We start from the raw sequence: 14,312 nt of genomic DNA, 5'->3' as shown, positions 1-14,312 counted from the left end.
GCATGCTATGCAATCGCCACTATCTTTGTGACATCAAGCAGTTGCTCATGCAACATCCTTTGTGACGCCGGGCAGGATAAGCTTCGCCTTCAGCCCGCCCCATTCGCCGCGGGAAAGCTCGAGCCGCCCCTGATATTCGTTGGAAATCTCGGTAACGATCGACAGGCCGAGGCCGGTTCCGGGCTTGCTTTCATCGAGCCTGCGGCCGCGCTTCAGCGCTTCCCGGATCTGATCCGGCTCCAGGCCCGGCCCGTCATCTTCGACGGCGAGTTCCACCCAGTGGCGGCGCGCGCTCGCCTCCGTCCCTTTCACATCCTCGCCGGCCTCAATGGCAGAAAGCCGTACGCGGCTCTTGGCGAAACGCGCTGCATTTTCCAGCAGATTGCCGACCGTCTCCTCCAGATCCTGCTGCTCCATGGCGACGGCAAGATGCGGCGGCGAGACCGTAAGATCGAATTGGGTGTCGACGTTCAGCCGGCGCATCACGCGCACCAGCCGCTCCAGCGCCGGCTCGGCATCGGTGCGGGCGAGCACGGATTCGCGTTGTGCGGCGATGCGCGCCCGGTTGAGATAGGACTGCACCTGGCCCTGCATGGATTCCGCCTGGCTGCGCACCAGTTCGCCATGGGATTTTTCCAGCACCCGCGCTTCGTTCAGCAGAACGGCGATCGGCGTCTTCAGCGAATGGGCGAGATTGCCGACCTGCATACGCGCCCGCTCGACGATGCGGCGGTTGCTGTCGATCAGCGCGTTCACCTCGTTGGCGAGTGGCAGGATCTCCCGCGGGAAATCGCCCTTCAGCTGCTCGCTTTCGCCGGCGCGGATGCGCTCCAAGGCAGCGCGCGCCTTGTCGAGCGGCTTGAGGCCATAGAGAATCGCCAGCGCATTGACGATCAGGCTGCCGACGCCGAAGCCGGCAAGCGCCAGATAGAGACTGTGGGAAAAGGTGCGCACGTCGTCTTCGACGACGTCGACATTGCCGGTGACGCGGAAACGCGCCGCGCGGCCGTCGGTATCGAGCACCACTTCGGTTTCTGCCACCTGCACGCGGTTTCCAGAGGCATCGGTTACCTGATAGTAGCGCTCGTAATTCTTGTCGAAGGGCGCCTCGACGACGGAGGGAACCGGAATGAGCGCCGAACCGAGCGAGGGCGATACCAGCGGCGCGGTCGTATAGGTACCGAGCGGTTCCACCACCCAATACCAGCCGGTTTTCGGCTGGGCAAAGCGCAAGTCGCCGAGCTGCGGACTGCCGCTCAGCGCGCCCTGGTCGCCGATCGTCACCGAATTGATGACATTATAGAGCTGCGCCCGCAGCAGGTCCTGAAAGCCGCGCTCCGCGCTCTTGCGATACAGCGTGGAGATCAGCAGGCCGATCACCACAAGCGCTACCGTCGACCAGACCGTGGTCAACAGCAGCACACGTGCGGTGAGCGACTTAATTCGCATGTTTCGGCGCTTGGATACGGTAGCCGAGACCGCGCACCGTTTCGATCAGATCGACGCCCATTTTCTTGCGCAGGCGGCCGACAAAGACCTCGATCGTGTTGGAATCGCGGTCGAAATCCTGGTCGTACATGTGTTCGACCAGTTCCGTGCGCGAGACCACCTCGCCCATGTGATGCATGAGATAGGCAAGAAGACGATATTCGTGCGAGGTCAATTTCAGCGCCGTGTCGTTGACCGTTGCCTTGGAGGACTTGGTATCGAGCCGGACAGGGCCGCAGACGATCTCGGACGAGGCATGCCCGGCCGCACGCCGGATCAGCGCCCGGATGCGCGCCAGCACTTCCTCGACGTGGAACGGCTTGGTGACGTAATCGTCGGCGCCGGCGTCGATGCCGGCGACCTTGTCGCTCCAGCGGTCGCGCGCCGTCAGGATCAGCACCGGCATGCCGCGGCCGGCGCCGCGCCATTTTTCGAGCACCGTCACACCGTCCATCTCGGGCAGGCCGATATCGAGGATGATGGCGTCATAGGGTTCGGTATCGCCGAGGTAATGGCCCTCTTCGCCGTCGAACGCCTGGTCGACGACATAGCCCGCCTCCTTCAGCGTGTCGGCAAGCTGCCGGTTCAGATTGACGTCGTCTTCGACTACCAGAATGCGCATCGGTCCGCCTTCGTCCGCTTCAAATCGATCATGTCCTGAATAAGCCGATTCCGCTTACATCGGAACCTTTACCGTCACTTTGCGTGGACGCTGGCCGTTCCCCTGCACGAGAACGGTGATGATGCAGGTATCGCCCACCGGTTGCACAGACAGCAACTGGCCGCCCGTCTGCTCTACGACCTGGGCTGCGGCGGCGCTGCAATCGCCCGCCACCCGCACGACAAATGTTTCCGCGGCGTCCGGTGAGGGCGCCGATACCACCAGTCCGGCGGCCAATGCTGCGACGCTCAGAGGAAAGGCCATGTGCTATGCTTTCAAGGTAATCCAACTTGCTGCGAATATGTACTCACGCGACCTGAATGGCAAATGAATGCGCTGTAATGCAGGGTATTTAGAACCGTTCTCGCCTTTTGGCGATCGCCGATTTCAGCCGCTGAAACCGCCGCCGCGGCAAGCCTCGGCGCCAATGCCCACACCTCGAAACGATGCCCTTCGCCCGATATGGTCAAGGGGCTTGCATGCCTCCCCAAGAGAACGGGCAGCCGGCGAGAAACCACGCGCGGCCACAGTCCCGAATCGGCTGCGCCGCAGCCCATCATGGTCACGGGCGGCGCCGACACATCTCAGTGCCTCAATCGTCCAGGAATTGTACCGATCTTTCATGTCAATCATGCCATCGCTTCTATTTTCCTCCTGGCGAGAACAAGCGCAGGCCGGAGCGCGAAGCTGGTTTGGCGGCTTTCACCGGCCGATTGAAACTGCTACGCTCGCGCAACTCCCGCATTTCACGCCTTCTCAGCACCGATGCCAAAATTCTTCCGCCACCGCTCGGCGCAGACGGTCATCGTCCTCGCCGTTACCCAGCTGATCGGCTGGGGCACGACGTTCGACATGCTCGGCGTCATGGGCCGCATCGTCGCGCCCGATCTCGGCCTGCCGAACGAGGTGGCGTTTGCCGGCCTGACGATCATGATGACGGTCAGCGCCATCGCCGGTCCCGCGACCGGCCGCTGGCTCGGCCGCTATGGCGCCGCTCGGGTGCTTTCGGCCGCCTCGCTGATCTTCGCGCTCGGCCTGCTTCTGCTTGCCGCCGCAAGCGGCATCGTGCTCTATGCCGCCGGCTGGATCGTCATCGGCCTTGGCGGCGCGCTCGGCCTATCGGCGCCGGCCTATACGGCCGTCGTCGAGCGTGAAGGGCTGAACGGCAAACGCGTCATCGCCATTCTGATGCTGTTCACCGGGCTTTCGAGCGCCATCTTCTGGCCGATCCTTAGCCTGCTCAACGAAGCGATCGGCTGGCGCCTTACCTTCGTCGTCTGCGCGGCGCTGCAATTCTTCATCTGCCTGCCGCTGCATCTTTTCGCCCTGCCGAAGCCGAGCGCGACGCATGTCGAAGGCGCCGCGGCGGAAATCGCCCCGGTGCCGCTGTCGAAGACGGCGCAGCGCAAGGCCTTCCTGCTGATTGCAGCCGCCACGACGATCACGACCTTTATTACCTTCGGCATCTCGCCGTCGCTGCTCGAAATCTTCCGCCAGTCCGGCGCCTCGCCGGCCTTCGCGCTGCAGCTCGGCTCGGCCCGCGGCATCCTTGGCATCTCGGCGCGTTTCCTCGACATGCTGCTTGGCCGACGCGGCAACCCCATGCTCAGCGCCGCAATGGGCATCGGCATGATGGCGAGCAGTTTTCTGATCATGCTGGCCGCCAGCCCGTCGACGCCGCTGCTGATCTCTTTCATCCTGCTCTACGGCTTCGGCGCCGGCGTCATGACCGTCGCCCGCGCGCTATTGCCGCTCGCGCTGTTTTCACCGCGCGAATTCGGCCTGCAATCGGCGCGTCTGTCGCTGCCGCAAAACCTCGCCAACGCCATCGCCCCGGTCATCTTCACCGCCATCCTCGACCGCGCCGGCACCGGCCCGGCGCTCGCAACCGCCGCCGTTCTGGCGGCCTTGTCGCTGGTCTTCGTGCTCATGCTCATGGCGCTGGTGCGCGGCGCCCGCGCTTCGCAGCCGAGCCCAGTCGTGCCCCAGGAGCTTTGATGAGGCATCAATCGCGAATCTTTTGAATCGCTTGCCGCTGCTTTTTCGAACGTTGAATCCGGTGGCTCAAATGTTGAATCAACTTCGGGCGATCTGACTCCAGCAAATCATTCATCGATTTGAATCTTAATGAAACGCCGCGAGATCCTGCGAAATTCAGAGCGCCTGCTTCACCGCCGTGCGGCTGTCGTAATCGGCGGCGATGCGCTTTTCCCGGAGCGGCCGCACGCGCTCGATCGAGAGCTGGTAATCCGGATGCGCCTTATAGGCGGCAAGAGCCGCCTCGTCGTCGAATTCGCCATAGACCACAAGGTCGATCTCGGTGCCCAGCTGATCGGTCTTCACATTGGTGCCGATCTCGAGCAGCCGCGCATGGGGAATCCCGGTCAGGATCGAAAGCCCGGCCCTCACCTCCTCCAGATGTTCCTCCGGCACGGTGAAGAAGACGATGTGGCGGATCACGCGGAAGCTCCTGTCAGATTTCAGAGTGTCAGCCGCGCGATAACACGCAAGCCCCGGGCCTTCAACCGCGCAAGCGGTCAGATGCAGCATCGAGACGTATCGCCGCATCGAAGGCCATGGCATAGGCCGCGAGCTTCTCCGCCCGATCGGTGCCGTTGACGATGCGGCGGGCATTCAGCCAGTCCTCGGTCGTCTCATTCAGGTGATCTTCGAGCTTGTGGCCGGTGAAACTGCCCTGCAGCATGCCTTCGATCAGGATCGTCACCGCCACATCCATTTCCATCGCCCGGTCGGGCTCGGCAACGAGGTCGATACCGGTCAGCACGCTCATCGCCTCATAGTTCCGCTTATGGGTGAGCTGCACCAGGCCGCGCCCCAGCCAGCTGCGGCCATCCTCGTCCGGCCGCCAATACGGCGTCCTCACCCAGGACAGCCTGCCTCCTGAAAAGGCCGCTTCGAGGATCTCGATCGCCCGCACATCGCTTTCCGCCAGCGTCTCGCGCACGGGCTGCATGGTATAGGCGGTCTCGTGAAAGGCGGTTGCCAGGATGTAAGCGAGCCACCGACGGTCGGCATCGGCAAAGCGCCGTTCCCAAGCGTCGAGAATCGCAGTGATGCCCACTACCTGAAGCTGAGTGATTTCCCCTTTGAAGAGTGCACCCCGCACCGCGTCAAAAAAGAGTAGCCTATCCATGTGGACAACCATCCCGCGCTTTACCTGTCGTATCAAAGTTAACATCACCTTAATCGATTAAAATCAACTTAATCGTTTAAAGCGTTTAACCCCCTGATTTACACGCCAATTATCTTGTGCAATGCATCTGCCTGCCCTGAAGCCTTGACCCCGAAAGAGGAGACTTCCGATGCAGACGCCCGCCAATACACAAACCACCATTCCCCAGCACGTGGTCGACCAGATGGAAAATGAGTGGCGCCAGATTCGCCTTGAACGGGAAAATCCCCGTCCGGCCCAGCAACCTCAACAGCAGCGCTGAGACATATACTCAAAGCGGCGCCGATGTAAGGCCAGCGCTTGATCGAGCCGCTCTTTCCAGCGCTTCGCCACGCCCCACCTAAAGCGCCGTCAATGCCCGCCCAATGCCCCGGCCAGTCGATAATGGCCGGTTTTTTGATGTCTCTTCGGCTGAGATCTCATTGCACCGCAGCGTCAAGCCGTCTCGCCAGCGTTTCCAGCGACCGGGTGAAAACCGTTTTGTCGCCTAACGCGCGAGACAGCACCAGCGCGCCCTGGATGCCGGAGATGCATTCCTCGGCGAGCGCCTGCGCCTCTTCCCCAGTGCAGCCCGCCCGCATCAGCGCCGCACGCAATGCGTCGATCCAGCGGGTGAAATAATTGCCGATCGCGGCCGAAAACCGTTCCCTGGTGTGATCGAGCGCGAAAGCCCCGACGAGGCAGATGCGGCCGCCGGAGCGAAAATAATCGTTCACATTCGTCCACATCGCGGCGATCGCCTTGCGGGCGTCGTCGTTTCTCAGCGGCCGATAGATCGCGTCTTCGAACCAGGCGTCGATCTCGGCAATGACTGCGCTTGCCATCTCCTCCTTGCCGCCGGGAAAGAAGTGATACAGGCTGCCCTTGCCGATGCCGGTGCGTTCGGTGATCCGGCTGAGCGACGTGCCCTCGTAGCCGAGTTCGCGGAAGATTTCCGCCAGCAGCGGCACGACGTCGGCGCGTTCATGGACGGTCTTCACCCGAACGACCTTCAGAGGCCGAGTTCGGTGAGACCGGGATGATCGTCCGGTCGCCGGCCGAGCGGCCAGTGATATTTGCGTTCCGATTCTCGAATCGGCAGGTCGTTGATCGATGCGAAGCGACGCTGCATCAGGCCGGCGGCATCGAATTCCCAGTTCTCATTGCCGTAGGAACGGAACCAGTTGCCGCTGTCATCACGCCATTCATAAGCGAAGCGCACCGCGATGCGATTATCGGTGAAGGCCCAGATCTCCTTGATCAGCCGGTAATCCAACTCCTTTGCCCATTTGCGGGTGAGGAGGGCGACGATCTCGGCGCGGCCGGTGATGAACTCGGCACGGTTCCGCCAGCGGCTGTCGGGCGTATAGACGAGCGAGACGCGCTCGGGATCGCGGCTGTTCCAGCCATCCTCGGCAAGGCGGACTTTCTGGGTGGCGGTTTCCAGGGTGAAGGGCGGAATGAGGCTGGACATCGGATCTCCTGTACTTATCAGTCTTGACTGTACCTATCGGTACAAAGATTGGCAAGGCGCCTTTGGACTGGATTTCAGACGGGCTCCGAGTTCCATCGCAGCGGCAGAGCGTCCGGGCGAAATACGACGCGTTCGGGCGTGAAGCGCCACAGCCGTTCCGCCCGCTGGAAGGTCGCGATATCAGGCGAAGAGAGCAGCACCTCTGCCCTTCCCGTCATCTGCAGCAGGTCACCGGTTTCGAAATCGACGAAGACCAGCCCCGCCTTCGGGTTGACCAGGAAATTGCCGAGCGTGTTGAAAAACCGATTGCCGGGAAAATCGGGAACGGTCAGTACGCCGTCGGCGCCGACACGCACGAAACCGGCATAACCGCCACGATGGGACACATCCACCTGCCGCCCGCCGTTCTTGCGGTCGACATAGGAGGCGACGAAAAACGTGTCGGCCTGCTCGACGAGCCGCCGCGCCCGATCATCGAGCTGAACGGAATGTCGCGGCGGCACTGTTGTCGGCACATCGGGATCGCGGACGAAGGCAGAAGAGCGAAGCTGGATATATTGCGGACAATTGCCGAAACTTTGGCCGACGCGCACGCGGAAGGCCTCGGCCTCCATCCTGCGGATCGCGCCGTTCAGCCGATTGCGCCGCCGCGTTTCCAGCTGGATTCCGAGCATTGCGATCGCATCGCCATCCTCCATGCCAAAGTCGGCTGGATCGGCCGGGTCGCGCGGCAGGCGGACGTCAAGAGCCTCCGGGTCCGGCGAGGACATGAAACCCGGCCGTCCGGCCCGCGCCGTCGCCCAGACGTCACCCTTCGCATCGACCGCGCCGAGCACGACGAAGGGCAGCACCGGAAAGAAGGCGCGGTGCTGTTCCGGCATGGCCCGGCGGACGAAATTCCGTCCGGGCCCGTCCATGCGCTCGACGACGCCGACGCTGCGCTGCATGGCGAGCTCGCCTTCGTGCCAAGGCGACGGAGCATCCTGTCTTGTCTGGTCCATCATGACCTCCTTTGGGGTGATCGGAAGCGGGAGCGGCCATCCGCCCCGTTGGCTCTTATGCGGCAAGGCCGATCTTCGTCTTGCGGAAGCCAACGAAACCCGGCAGCGCCTCGATGCGCGCCAGCCAATCGCGGACGCGTGGATAGGCCGAAATATCGACATTGCCCTCCGGCGCATTGGCGATGTAGCTGTATAGCGCGATGTCAGCGATCACAGGATCGCTGCCGAGCAGGAAGCGGCGGCCGTCGAGCTCTGCCTCGATCAATGAGAGGATGCGATGCGCCCGGGCGATCACCTCCTCGGTGCGGAAATCGGCGCCGAAAACGGTGACCAGGCGAGCGGCACATGGCCCATAGGCGATTTCGCCCGCGGCGACCGAAAGCCACTTCTGCACCCGCGCAGCCGCGACCGCTTCCTCCGGCAGCCAATCGGTGCGGCCATATTTGCGCGCGAGATAGACGAGGATGGCAGAGGAATCGGCAATCACCGTGCCGTCGTCGTCGAGCACTGGCACCTGGCCGAAGGAATTGAGCTTCAGAAATTCCGGCGCCTTATGAGCGCCCGCCGCCAAATTGACTTCGATCAGCTCATAGGGCACGCCAAGCAGCGATAGAAACAGGTGAACCCGGTGCGCGTGGCCGGAGAGCGGGTGATAATAAAGCTTCATGACGGGGTCCTCTTGAAGGCAAGCTTACGCGTTCGACGATGGCCGGTTGCGCCATCTGCACGCAAATCTATTGCCTTCCATCCAGTGCCACTAGAATGCTAATCTGGAAGCCGTTCTATCATTTTATGGAAGGCTGAAATGGACCGCCTCGACGCCATGACCGTGCTTCTCGCCGTCGTCGAACAGGGCAGCCTGTCGGCCGCTTCACGGCATCTGCGCTTGCCGCTTGCCACCGTCAGCCGCAAGGTTTCGGATCTTGAAGCACATCTCAACGCCCGACTCCTGCAAAGGACGAACCGGAAGGTCGCACTGACCGAAGCCGGCCGCTCCTATGTGGAGGCGGCGCGTGAGATTCTCGGTCGGGTGGAGGAGGCGGAACGGGCGGCCGCCGGCGAATACAGCGCGCCGAAGGGCGAACTGACGATGACGGCGCCGATCGTCTTCGGGCGGCTGCATGTCCTGCCGGTCGTGGTGGATTTTCTGAAGGCCTACCCCGAGATCAATCTGCGGCTGATGCTCGGCGACCGGGTGTCCAATCTCGTCGAGGATCATATCGATCTGGCGCTCAGGATCGGCAACCTGCCGGACAGCAATCTGATCGCCACAAGGCTCGGTGCGATCCGCCGCGCTGTCTATGCCAGTCCGGATTACCTCGAGCGGCATATAATACCCAAACATCCGCGCGATCTTTCGAACCATGACTGCATCACCTTCGAGGGCATGGCCTCGACCCGAAACTGGACATTCGTCGACGGGAAGCACGAAGTGCTCGTGCCCATTCGCTCCCGGCTTGCTGTCAACACGGCCGAAGCCGCGGTCGATGCCGCTGTCGCCGGCCTCGGCATCACCCGCGTTCTCTCCTATCAGGCCGCGCAGGCCGAGAAGATTGGCCTGCTGGTGCCGCTCCTTGCCGATTTCGAGCCACCGCCGGCGCCGGTGCATCTCGTCTACCCCTCACAGGGGCTGGTGCCCTTGAAACTGCGCGCGCTGATGGATTTTGCGACGCCGCGCCTGCGCGCGACGCTGAAATAGGCTCAGGCGATCCTGCCCTCCTCCGCCTTGTAGAAATACTGGCTGGCGACCAGCCAACCTTTCAGCGGCCGGAGCGGCGGAATGCAGGTGGCGAGCATGAACGGGCCCGTGAACAGGAACTGCGCCCAGATCGGTGCCGAAAAGGCAACCTCCAGCCAGACGCCGAGCAGCACGCTCGGGATGCAGGCGAAGCAGATGACGAAGAAGGCCGGGCCGTCGGCCGGGTCGGCGAACGAATAATCGAGGCCGCAGACCTCGCATTCCGGCCGCAATGTCAGGAAGCCTTTGAACATATGGCCCTGGCCGCAGCGCGGGCAACGCCCTCTGATGCCGGTCTGCATCGGAGGAAGTGGAGGATATTCAGTGTCCATGACGTCTCGCTTTCGATCCGCAAGGCATTGATGCAATCAATGCCGTTAAATGTATGCGTTCAATATAATTACATTAAAGAGTTTTCACCAATCAATTTGTCAGAATGACGCAGATCCGTGACAGCTAACCGCAGCTGGTTGCTGCGCTCAGGCAAAGCATTGAAACCGCTTGCGTGGCGGTGGGAAAGCTCTGGCGATTGGCGATTTCAGCGCTCGCTCGTCAGAAGAACGACGCGGCCATCTCGGGCGGGCCTTCGAGGGCATGAGCCATGAATTCCAGTGCGCCCTGCAGTTTCTCCCGCGTGATCGGACCGCCGAGGCAGACCCGCACAGCCTCCGGGGCGGCGCCCTCGACGGTGAAGGCATCGCTTGCCACTACACCGATGCCGGAGGCGCGCATGTGGCTGCCGAATGTGGAGCGGGTCCAGCCGTTTACCAAGGGCAGCCAGATGTTGAAACTCAGCGGATCTGCGCGATAGCTGCCGGCAGGCAGGATTTCAGCGACCATCTGCTGGCGCGCGGCGGCCTCGGCACGGATGAACCGCAGGATCGCATCGGCCGTGCCATCCTCGATCCAGCGAGTGACGAGCGCTATGTTCAGCGGCGAGGCCATCACATTATTGGCGCGCATGGCGCTGACGAAAGGCCAGACGGCCTTGGTGTCCGGCGCCACGACATAGGCAAGGCGCAGGCCCGCGCCGATGCATTTCGCCAGCCCGCCGATATGCCAGGTCAGATCAGGCGCTAGTGCCGCAAGCGGCGGCGGACCCTCCAGGGGAATGAAGCCGTAGGCATCGTCCTCGACGATCGGCACCTGATATTTGCGCGCAACGGCTGCGATCTCCTCGCGGCGCCCGGCGGGGATCGTCAGCGTCATCGGGTTCTGCAGCGTCGGATTGAGATAGAGAGCCCTCGGCTTCAGGCTCTCACAGGCCTTGGCAAAGGCGTCCGGCAGGATACCGTCCTCATCCACCGGCAGACCTGTGAGATTGAGCCGCAACTGGGCGGCGATCGAGCGCATGCCGGGATAGGTGATCACTTCCGAAAGCACGGTCTCGCCGGGTTTTGCAAGCAGGCCGAAGATCGCAAGCAGCGCTGGATGGGCGCCTGGCGTGACAAAGATCCGTTCCTGCGCGGGCTTCAGTCCGCGGCGGCCGAGCCAGGCGGCCGCGGCTTCCTTGTCGATGCCGGCGCCGCCGAAACCCTGGTAGCGCAGCAGCGGAACGAGGTTTGCCGCAACCGCAGACATGCCTTCGCGCATGCGCGCGATCAGTTCCGGATCATCCGGCTCCGGCGGCATGTTCATCGAAAAATCGACGACGGATGCGCGGCGGGGATCGGACGCGGTGTCCGGCGCGAAAGCCCGGCGTTCCCTGTCGGCGCCACCGGTGACGAAAGTGCCGCGGCCGACATGGGAATCGACAAGGCCGCGCTTTTGCGCCTCGACATAGCCTCTTGCCACGGTGGTGAAGTCGATATTCAGCCGCTTGGCGAGTTCGCGTTGCGGCGGCAGCCGGTCGCCGGCCGCCAGATACCCGCTGCGCAGATCCATTTCGATCAGATCGGCAATCGCCATGTAGCGGGGGCTGCTGCTGCGGCTGAGGTCGGGATGCCAATCCTTCATTTCGGATCCATGCCAGGCTGATTGCTGATAGGATTGACTGTATATTGTTGCATAAAGTTCCTGTCATCAAAAATATGACGCGTCACGCGGCATTGAAAATCCGTTCGCCAAGCCTTGCCTCCGCCCGTCCATCTTCTTACCTATTCAAGCGGGATGCGCGGCTTCCAGCTTCCGCGCCGGCGCTCCATTGGGATGAAAGCATGAATATCGATCCGATCCTGCGGTCTGTCGTGGCCGTGCGCTCCTCAATTCCGGAAGATGCCTTCACCGCCGAGACGCTGGGCACCGTTCGGGAAGGCAGCGGTGTGGTCATCAGGGACAACGGGCTGGTGCTGACGATCGGTTATCTCATCACCGAGGCCGACGAGGTATGGCTGACGACCCGCGACGGGCGCGTTGTTCCCGCTCATCCCCTTGCCTATGATCAGGAAAGCGGCTTCGGCCTGGTGCAGGCGCTCGGCACGCTCGGCGCTCCGGCAGTGCCCTTCGGCGATGCACCCGGAGCCAAGCCGGGCGATCCCGTCGTGCTTGTCGACGGCATGGGCGAATTCGTCGAGGCGAATATCGTCGCCAGGCAGGAATTCGCCGGTTACTGGGAATATCTGCTCGATGAGGCGATTTTCACGGCACCGGCCCATCCGGCATGGGGCGGTGCGGCGCTGATCGACTCCGACGGCAAGCTCCTCGGCATCGGTTCGCTTCGCCTTCAGATGAGCCAGGGCAGCGAGACCGCCGATATCAACATGGCCGTGCCGATCGACCTGCTGCTGCCGATCCTCGACGACCTCTTGAATCGCGGCCAGGTCAACAAGCCACCGCGCCCCTGGCTCGGTGCTTTCTCGGCCGAGAGCAATGGCGGCGTGGTGGTCATGAGTGTCGCCGAAGGCAGCCCCGCCGCGCAGGCAGGTTTACGCCAGGGCGACATCATCTCCGAAATCCGGGATGAAGAGGTCGATGGCCTGGCCGATTTTTATCGCAAGGTATGGAGCAGCGGCCCCGCCGGCGCCGAAATTCCCATGCGAATCCTGCGCAATGGCCGGGAAGCATGGCTGCGCATCAAGTCCGCCGATCGCAACAGCTTTCTCAGAAAACCGCAGTTGCAGTAGGGCATTGCCTTACTCCGCCTCAACGATTTTCAGGTGTTCTCGTTGCCGACTGGTCCGGACCGCTCGGTCTCGGATTGAGGAGCGGCAATGTCGGTGCGCCCGATTTCTTCTTCAGGCTGATTGACAGTATCGCCGGCCTGGAACGCCAATTTCCCGATCCTCTGATGGGCGTGCATCTTCGTTGACCTGAGACAGCGGTTGAAAGAGGATATGGTCGCGCCATCTCCTTGGGGGTATCCGTTCCAGGCATGAAGCGACGAAGAGGAGTTCGCAGTCCATGTTCGATCATGTCTCCATCGGTGTGAAAGACCTCGAAAGAGCCCGCCGCTTCTACGATGCGGCGCTGGCACCGCTCGGATATGAGCGGTTGTCCAACTCCGACGGCATGATCGGTTATGGCCCGGAAAGCGTCGGGTTGTGGGTGATGCAGGTCGCGCATCCCATTGTCGCAGACATGCGCTCAGGGCTGCATTTCTGCTTCGTCGCCCCGAACGAAGCCGCCGTCGACGCCTTTCATGCCGCGGCCGTCGCATCCGGCGGCACGGATAATGGCGAACCGGGCATCCGGCCGGATTACGGACGGTTCTGCTACGCTGCCTTCGTCATCGATCCCGATGGCTACCGTCTCGAAGCCTATTTCCACAAAGGCGAGCTGTAACGGACCTTCAGGCCGCAGCTCTGGATATCGAGACGCGGCAGCCGGAGGCTTCGAGCGCCTCGCCGGCGACGTCGATGAACAGACGGCGGAACCAGCGCGCCCGGCCGTCCGCCTGGTCGACGCGGCGGTAGAGCATGGTGACCGGATCGGCCGGCAGCGAAAGCGGCGGCGCGCAAATGGTCAGCCCATGCAATTGCGCCATGCAGCGGCCAATCGATTCCGGCACGGTGGCGATTGCCGGCATCGCCCTCAGCGCCGTCGGCAGGGCCGAAAAGCGCGGCACGGTCGCCACTACCCGGCGGCTGCGGCCGGTGCGGCCGAGCGCGATATCGATGCCCGTCGAAGCATTGCCTTCGAACGAGACGGTGACATGCGCAGCATCGGCAAAATCCTGCAGGCTCAACGGCGCCTTCAGCCGCAGCTGGGCGTCGTCGTAAATGCAGATCGACGCCTGGTTGAACAGCGGCGCGCGGATATGCCAGGAGGCCGGTTCGTCATGCACGGAGACGCTGAAGTCGAAAACGCCCTCGTCCAGCCGGCGCGCGGCATCGCGCTTTTCCGAGGCAATGCCGATCAGCCGGGCGCCCGGCGATAGCTGGAGCAGCCGGGCGGCAAGCGGGCCGAAGAAGGCCGATTCGAGATTATCGCACATGCCGATGCGGAACTCGCCCTGCCAGCTGGCCGGATCGAATTCGGCCTGCGGGCGGATGGCGCGCTCGATGCCCGACAGGGCATCCTCGATCGCCGGAGCGATGGAAAGGGCGCGCGGCGTCGGCTGCAGGCCGCGGCCGACACGCACGAACAATTCGTCATCCAGCGCCTCGCGAAGCCGCCGCAAAGCCGCCGACAGGCCCGGCTGCCCCAGCAGCAGGCGCTCGGCGGCGCGGCTGACATTGCGCTCCTGCATCAGCACGGAAAAGGCCAGCAGGAGGTTCAGATCGATTTTGCGGAGCGTGGCGTCATTCATCATTATGAGTAATACCTGGCATGGCTACTATCAATTTGCAATAGGATCGGAAGCTGTACATTTTCTCGTTCCCTGCCGCTGCGGCACCCTC

Annotated in this window: 16 protein-coding genes and 1 pseudogene; 5 read left to right on the top strand and 12 right to left on the bottom strand. The window is 62.7% G+C overall.

Features of this window, described 5'->3' with window-relative positions; translation table 11 throughout:
• Positions 1 to 45: 45 nt before the first annotated feature.
• The 3 genes from ATY76_RS09465 to ATY76_RS09455 are packed head-to-tail and all read right to left on the bottom strand — an operon-like array spanning position 46 to position 2,413.
• Positions 46 to 1,449 carry a HAMP domain-containing sensor histidine kinase gene (locus ATY76_RS09465; RefSeq protein WP_088674501.1) on the bottom strand — a complete coding sequence of 468 codons (1,404 nt, stop codon included), beginning with the start codon at positions 1,447 to 1,449 and terminating at the stop codon, positions 46 to 48.
• Entirely contained in the window at positions 1,439 to 2,110 is a 672-nt protein-coding gene (locus ATY76_RS09460) for a response regulator transcription factor (RefSeq protein ID WP_088674500.1), read from the bottom strand. The genes ATY76_RS09465 and ATY76_RS09460 overlap by 11 nt, the downstream gene beginning before the upstream one ends.
• A gap of 54 nt (positions 2,111 to 2,164) precedes the next feature.
• Positions 2,165 to 2,413 carry a hypothetical protein gene (locus tag ATY76_RS09455; protein WP_088674499.1) on the bottom strand — a complete coding sequence of 83 codons (249 nt, stop codon included), beginning with the start codon at positions 2,411 to 2,413 and terminating at the stop codon, positions 2,165 to 2,167.
• Between the two features lie 501 nt (positions 2,414 to 2,914).
• Between ATY76_RS09455 and ATY76_RS09450 the strand changes: the two genes are divergently transcribed.
• A complete protein-coding gene (locus ATY76_RS09450; protein ID WP_088674498.1) occupies positions 2,915 to 4,147 on the top strand; it encodes an MFS transporter in 1,233 nt (410 codons plus the stop codon).
• A 156-nt stretch (positions 4,148 to 4,303) separates the two neighbouring features.
• Here ATY76_RS09450 and ATY76_RS09445 read toward each other — a convergent pair whose 3' ends face one another.
• Positions 4,304 to 4,609: a Dabb family protein gene (locus tag ATY76_RS09445; protein WP_088674497.1), complete on the bottom strand. Its 306-nt coding sequence runs from the start codon at positions 4,607 to 4,609 to the stop codon at positions 4,304 to 4,306.
• A 20-nt stretch (positions 4,610 to 4,629) separates the two neighbouring features.
• Positions 4,630 to 5,315: pseudogene (locus ATY76_RS09440) on the bottom strand (hypothetical protein).
• Positions 5,316 to 5,472: 157 nt separating this feature from the next.
• On the opposite strand from ATY76_RS09440, the gene ATY76_RS34440 reads away from it, so the two are divergent.
• Positions 5,473 to 5,604: a hypothetical protein gene (locus tag ATY76_RS34440; RefSeq protein WP_280950928.1), complete on the top strand. Its 132-nt coding sequence runs from the start codon at positions 5,473 to 5,475 to the stop codon at positions 5,602 to 5,604.
• A gap of 157 nt (positions 5,605 to 5,761) precedes the next feature.
• On the opposite strand, the gene ATY76_RS09435 is transcribed toward ATY76_RS34440, so the two are convergent.
• From ATY76_RS09435 to ATY76_RS09420, 4 genes are all read right to left on the bottom strand, one after another.
• Positions 5,762 to 6,322 carry a TetR/AcrR family transcriptional regulator gene (locus ATY76_RS09435; RefSeq protein WP_088674496.1) on the bottom strand — a complete coding sequence of 187 codons (561 nt, stop codon included), beginning with the start codon at positions 6,320 to 6,322 and terminating at the stop codon, positions 5,762 to 5,764.
• Between the two features lie 11 nt (positions 6,323 to 6,333).
• Positions 6,334 to 6,795 carry a nuclear transport factor 2 family protein gene (locus tag ATY76_RS09430; protein WP_088674495.1) on the bottom strand — a complete coding sequence of 154 codons (462 nt, stop codon included), beginning with the start codon at positions 6,793 to 6,795 and terminating at the stop codon, positions 6,334 to 6,336.
• 74 nt (positions 6,796 to 6,869) lie between these two features.
• Complete coding sequence (locus ATY76_RS09425; RefSeq protein ID WP_088674494.1) at positions 6,870 to 7,799, bottom strand: pyridoxamine 5'-phosphate oxidase family protein; 930 nt, start codon at positions 7,797 to 7,799, stop codon at positions 6,870 to 6,872.
• 52 nt (positions 7,800 to 7,851) lie between these two features.
• Positions 7,852 to 8,463 (bottom strand): glutathione S-transferase family protein, encoded by a 612-nt coding sequence (locus tag ATY76_RS09420; protein ID WP_088674493.1) that lies wholly within the window; start codon positions 8,461 to 8,463, stop codon positions 7,852 to 7,854.
• 138 nt (positions 8,464 to 8,601) lie between these two features.
• Between ATY76_RS09420 and ATY76_RS09415 the strand changes: the two genes are divergently transcribed.
• On the top strand, positions 8,602 to 9,495 hold the full coding sequence (locus ATY76_RS09415; protein ID WP_088674492.1) for a LysR family transcriptional regulator: 894 nt from the start codon (positions 8,602 to 8,604) through the stop codon (positions 9,493 to 9,495).
• Positions 9,496 to 9,497: 2 nt separating this feature from the next.
• Here ATY76_RS09415 and ATY76_RS09410 read toward each other — a convergent pair whose 3' ends face one another.
• Positions 9,498 to 9,866, bottom strand: coding sequence for a DUF983 domain-containing protein (locus tag ATY76_RS09410; RefSeq protein WP_088674491.1), 369 nt, complete (start codon positions 9,864 to 9,866; stop codon positions 9,498 to 9,500).
• Positions 9,867 to 10,086: 220 nt separating this feature from the next.
• Complete coding sequence (locus tag ATY76_RS09405; RefSeq protein WP_088674490.1) at positions 10,087 to 11,490, bottom strand: PLP-dependent aminotransferase family protein; 1,404 nt, start codon at positions 11,488 to 11,490, stop codon at positions 10,087 to 10,089.
• Between the two features lie 200 nt (positions 11,491 to 11,690).
• Here ATY76_RS09405 and ATY76_RS09400 point away from each other — a divergent pair, with 200 nt between their 5' ends.
• Positions 11,691 to 12,596, top strand: coding sequence for a S1C family serine protease (locus ATY76_RS09400; RefSeq protein WP_088674489.1), 906 nt, complete (start codon positions 11,691 to 11,693; stop codon positions 12,594 to 12,596).
• A 277-nt stretch (positions 12,597 to 12,873) separates the two neighbouring features.
• Entirely contained in the window at positions 12,874 to 13,254 is a 381-nt protein-coding gene (locus ATY76_RS09395) for a VOC family protein (protein ID WP_088674488.1), read from the top strand.
• 7 nt (positions 13,255 to 13,261) lie between these two features.
• Here the strand turns inward: ATY76_RS09395 and ATY76_RS09390 are convergent, their stop codons facing one another.
• The gene (locus tag ATY76_RS09390; protein ID WP_088674487.1) at positions 13,262 to 14,224 is read right to left on the bottom strand and encodes a LysR family transcriptional regulator; all 963 of its coding nucleotides are present in this window, start codon (positions 14,222 to 14,224) and stop codon (positions 13,262 to 13,264) included.
• Positions 14,225 to 14,312: the final 88 nt, after the last annotated feature.

Origin of the sequence: Rhizobium sp. R339, from assembly GCF_002211395.1 — a bacterium.
Taxonomy (GTDB): Bacteria; Pseudomonadota; Alphaproteobacteria; order Rhizobiales; family Rhizobiaceae; genus Rhizobium.
This window is presented reverse-complemented; position numbering and strand designations above follow the sequence as displayed.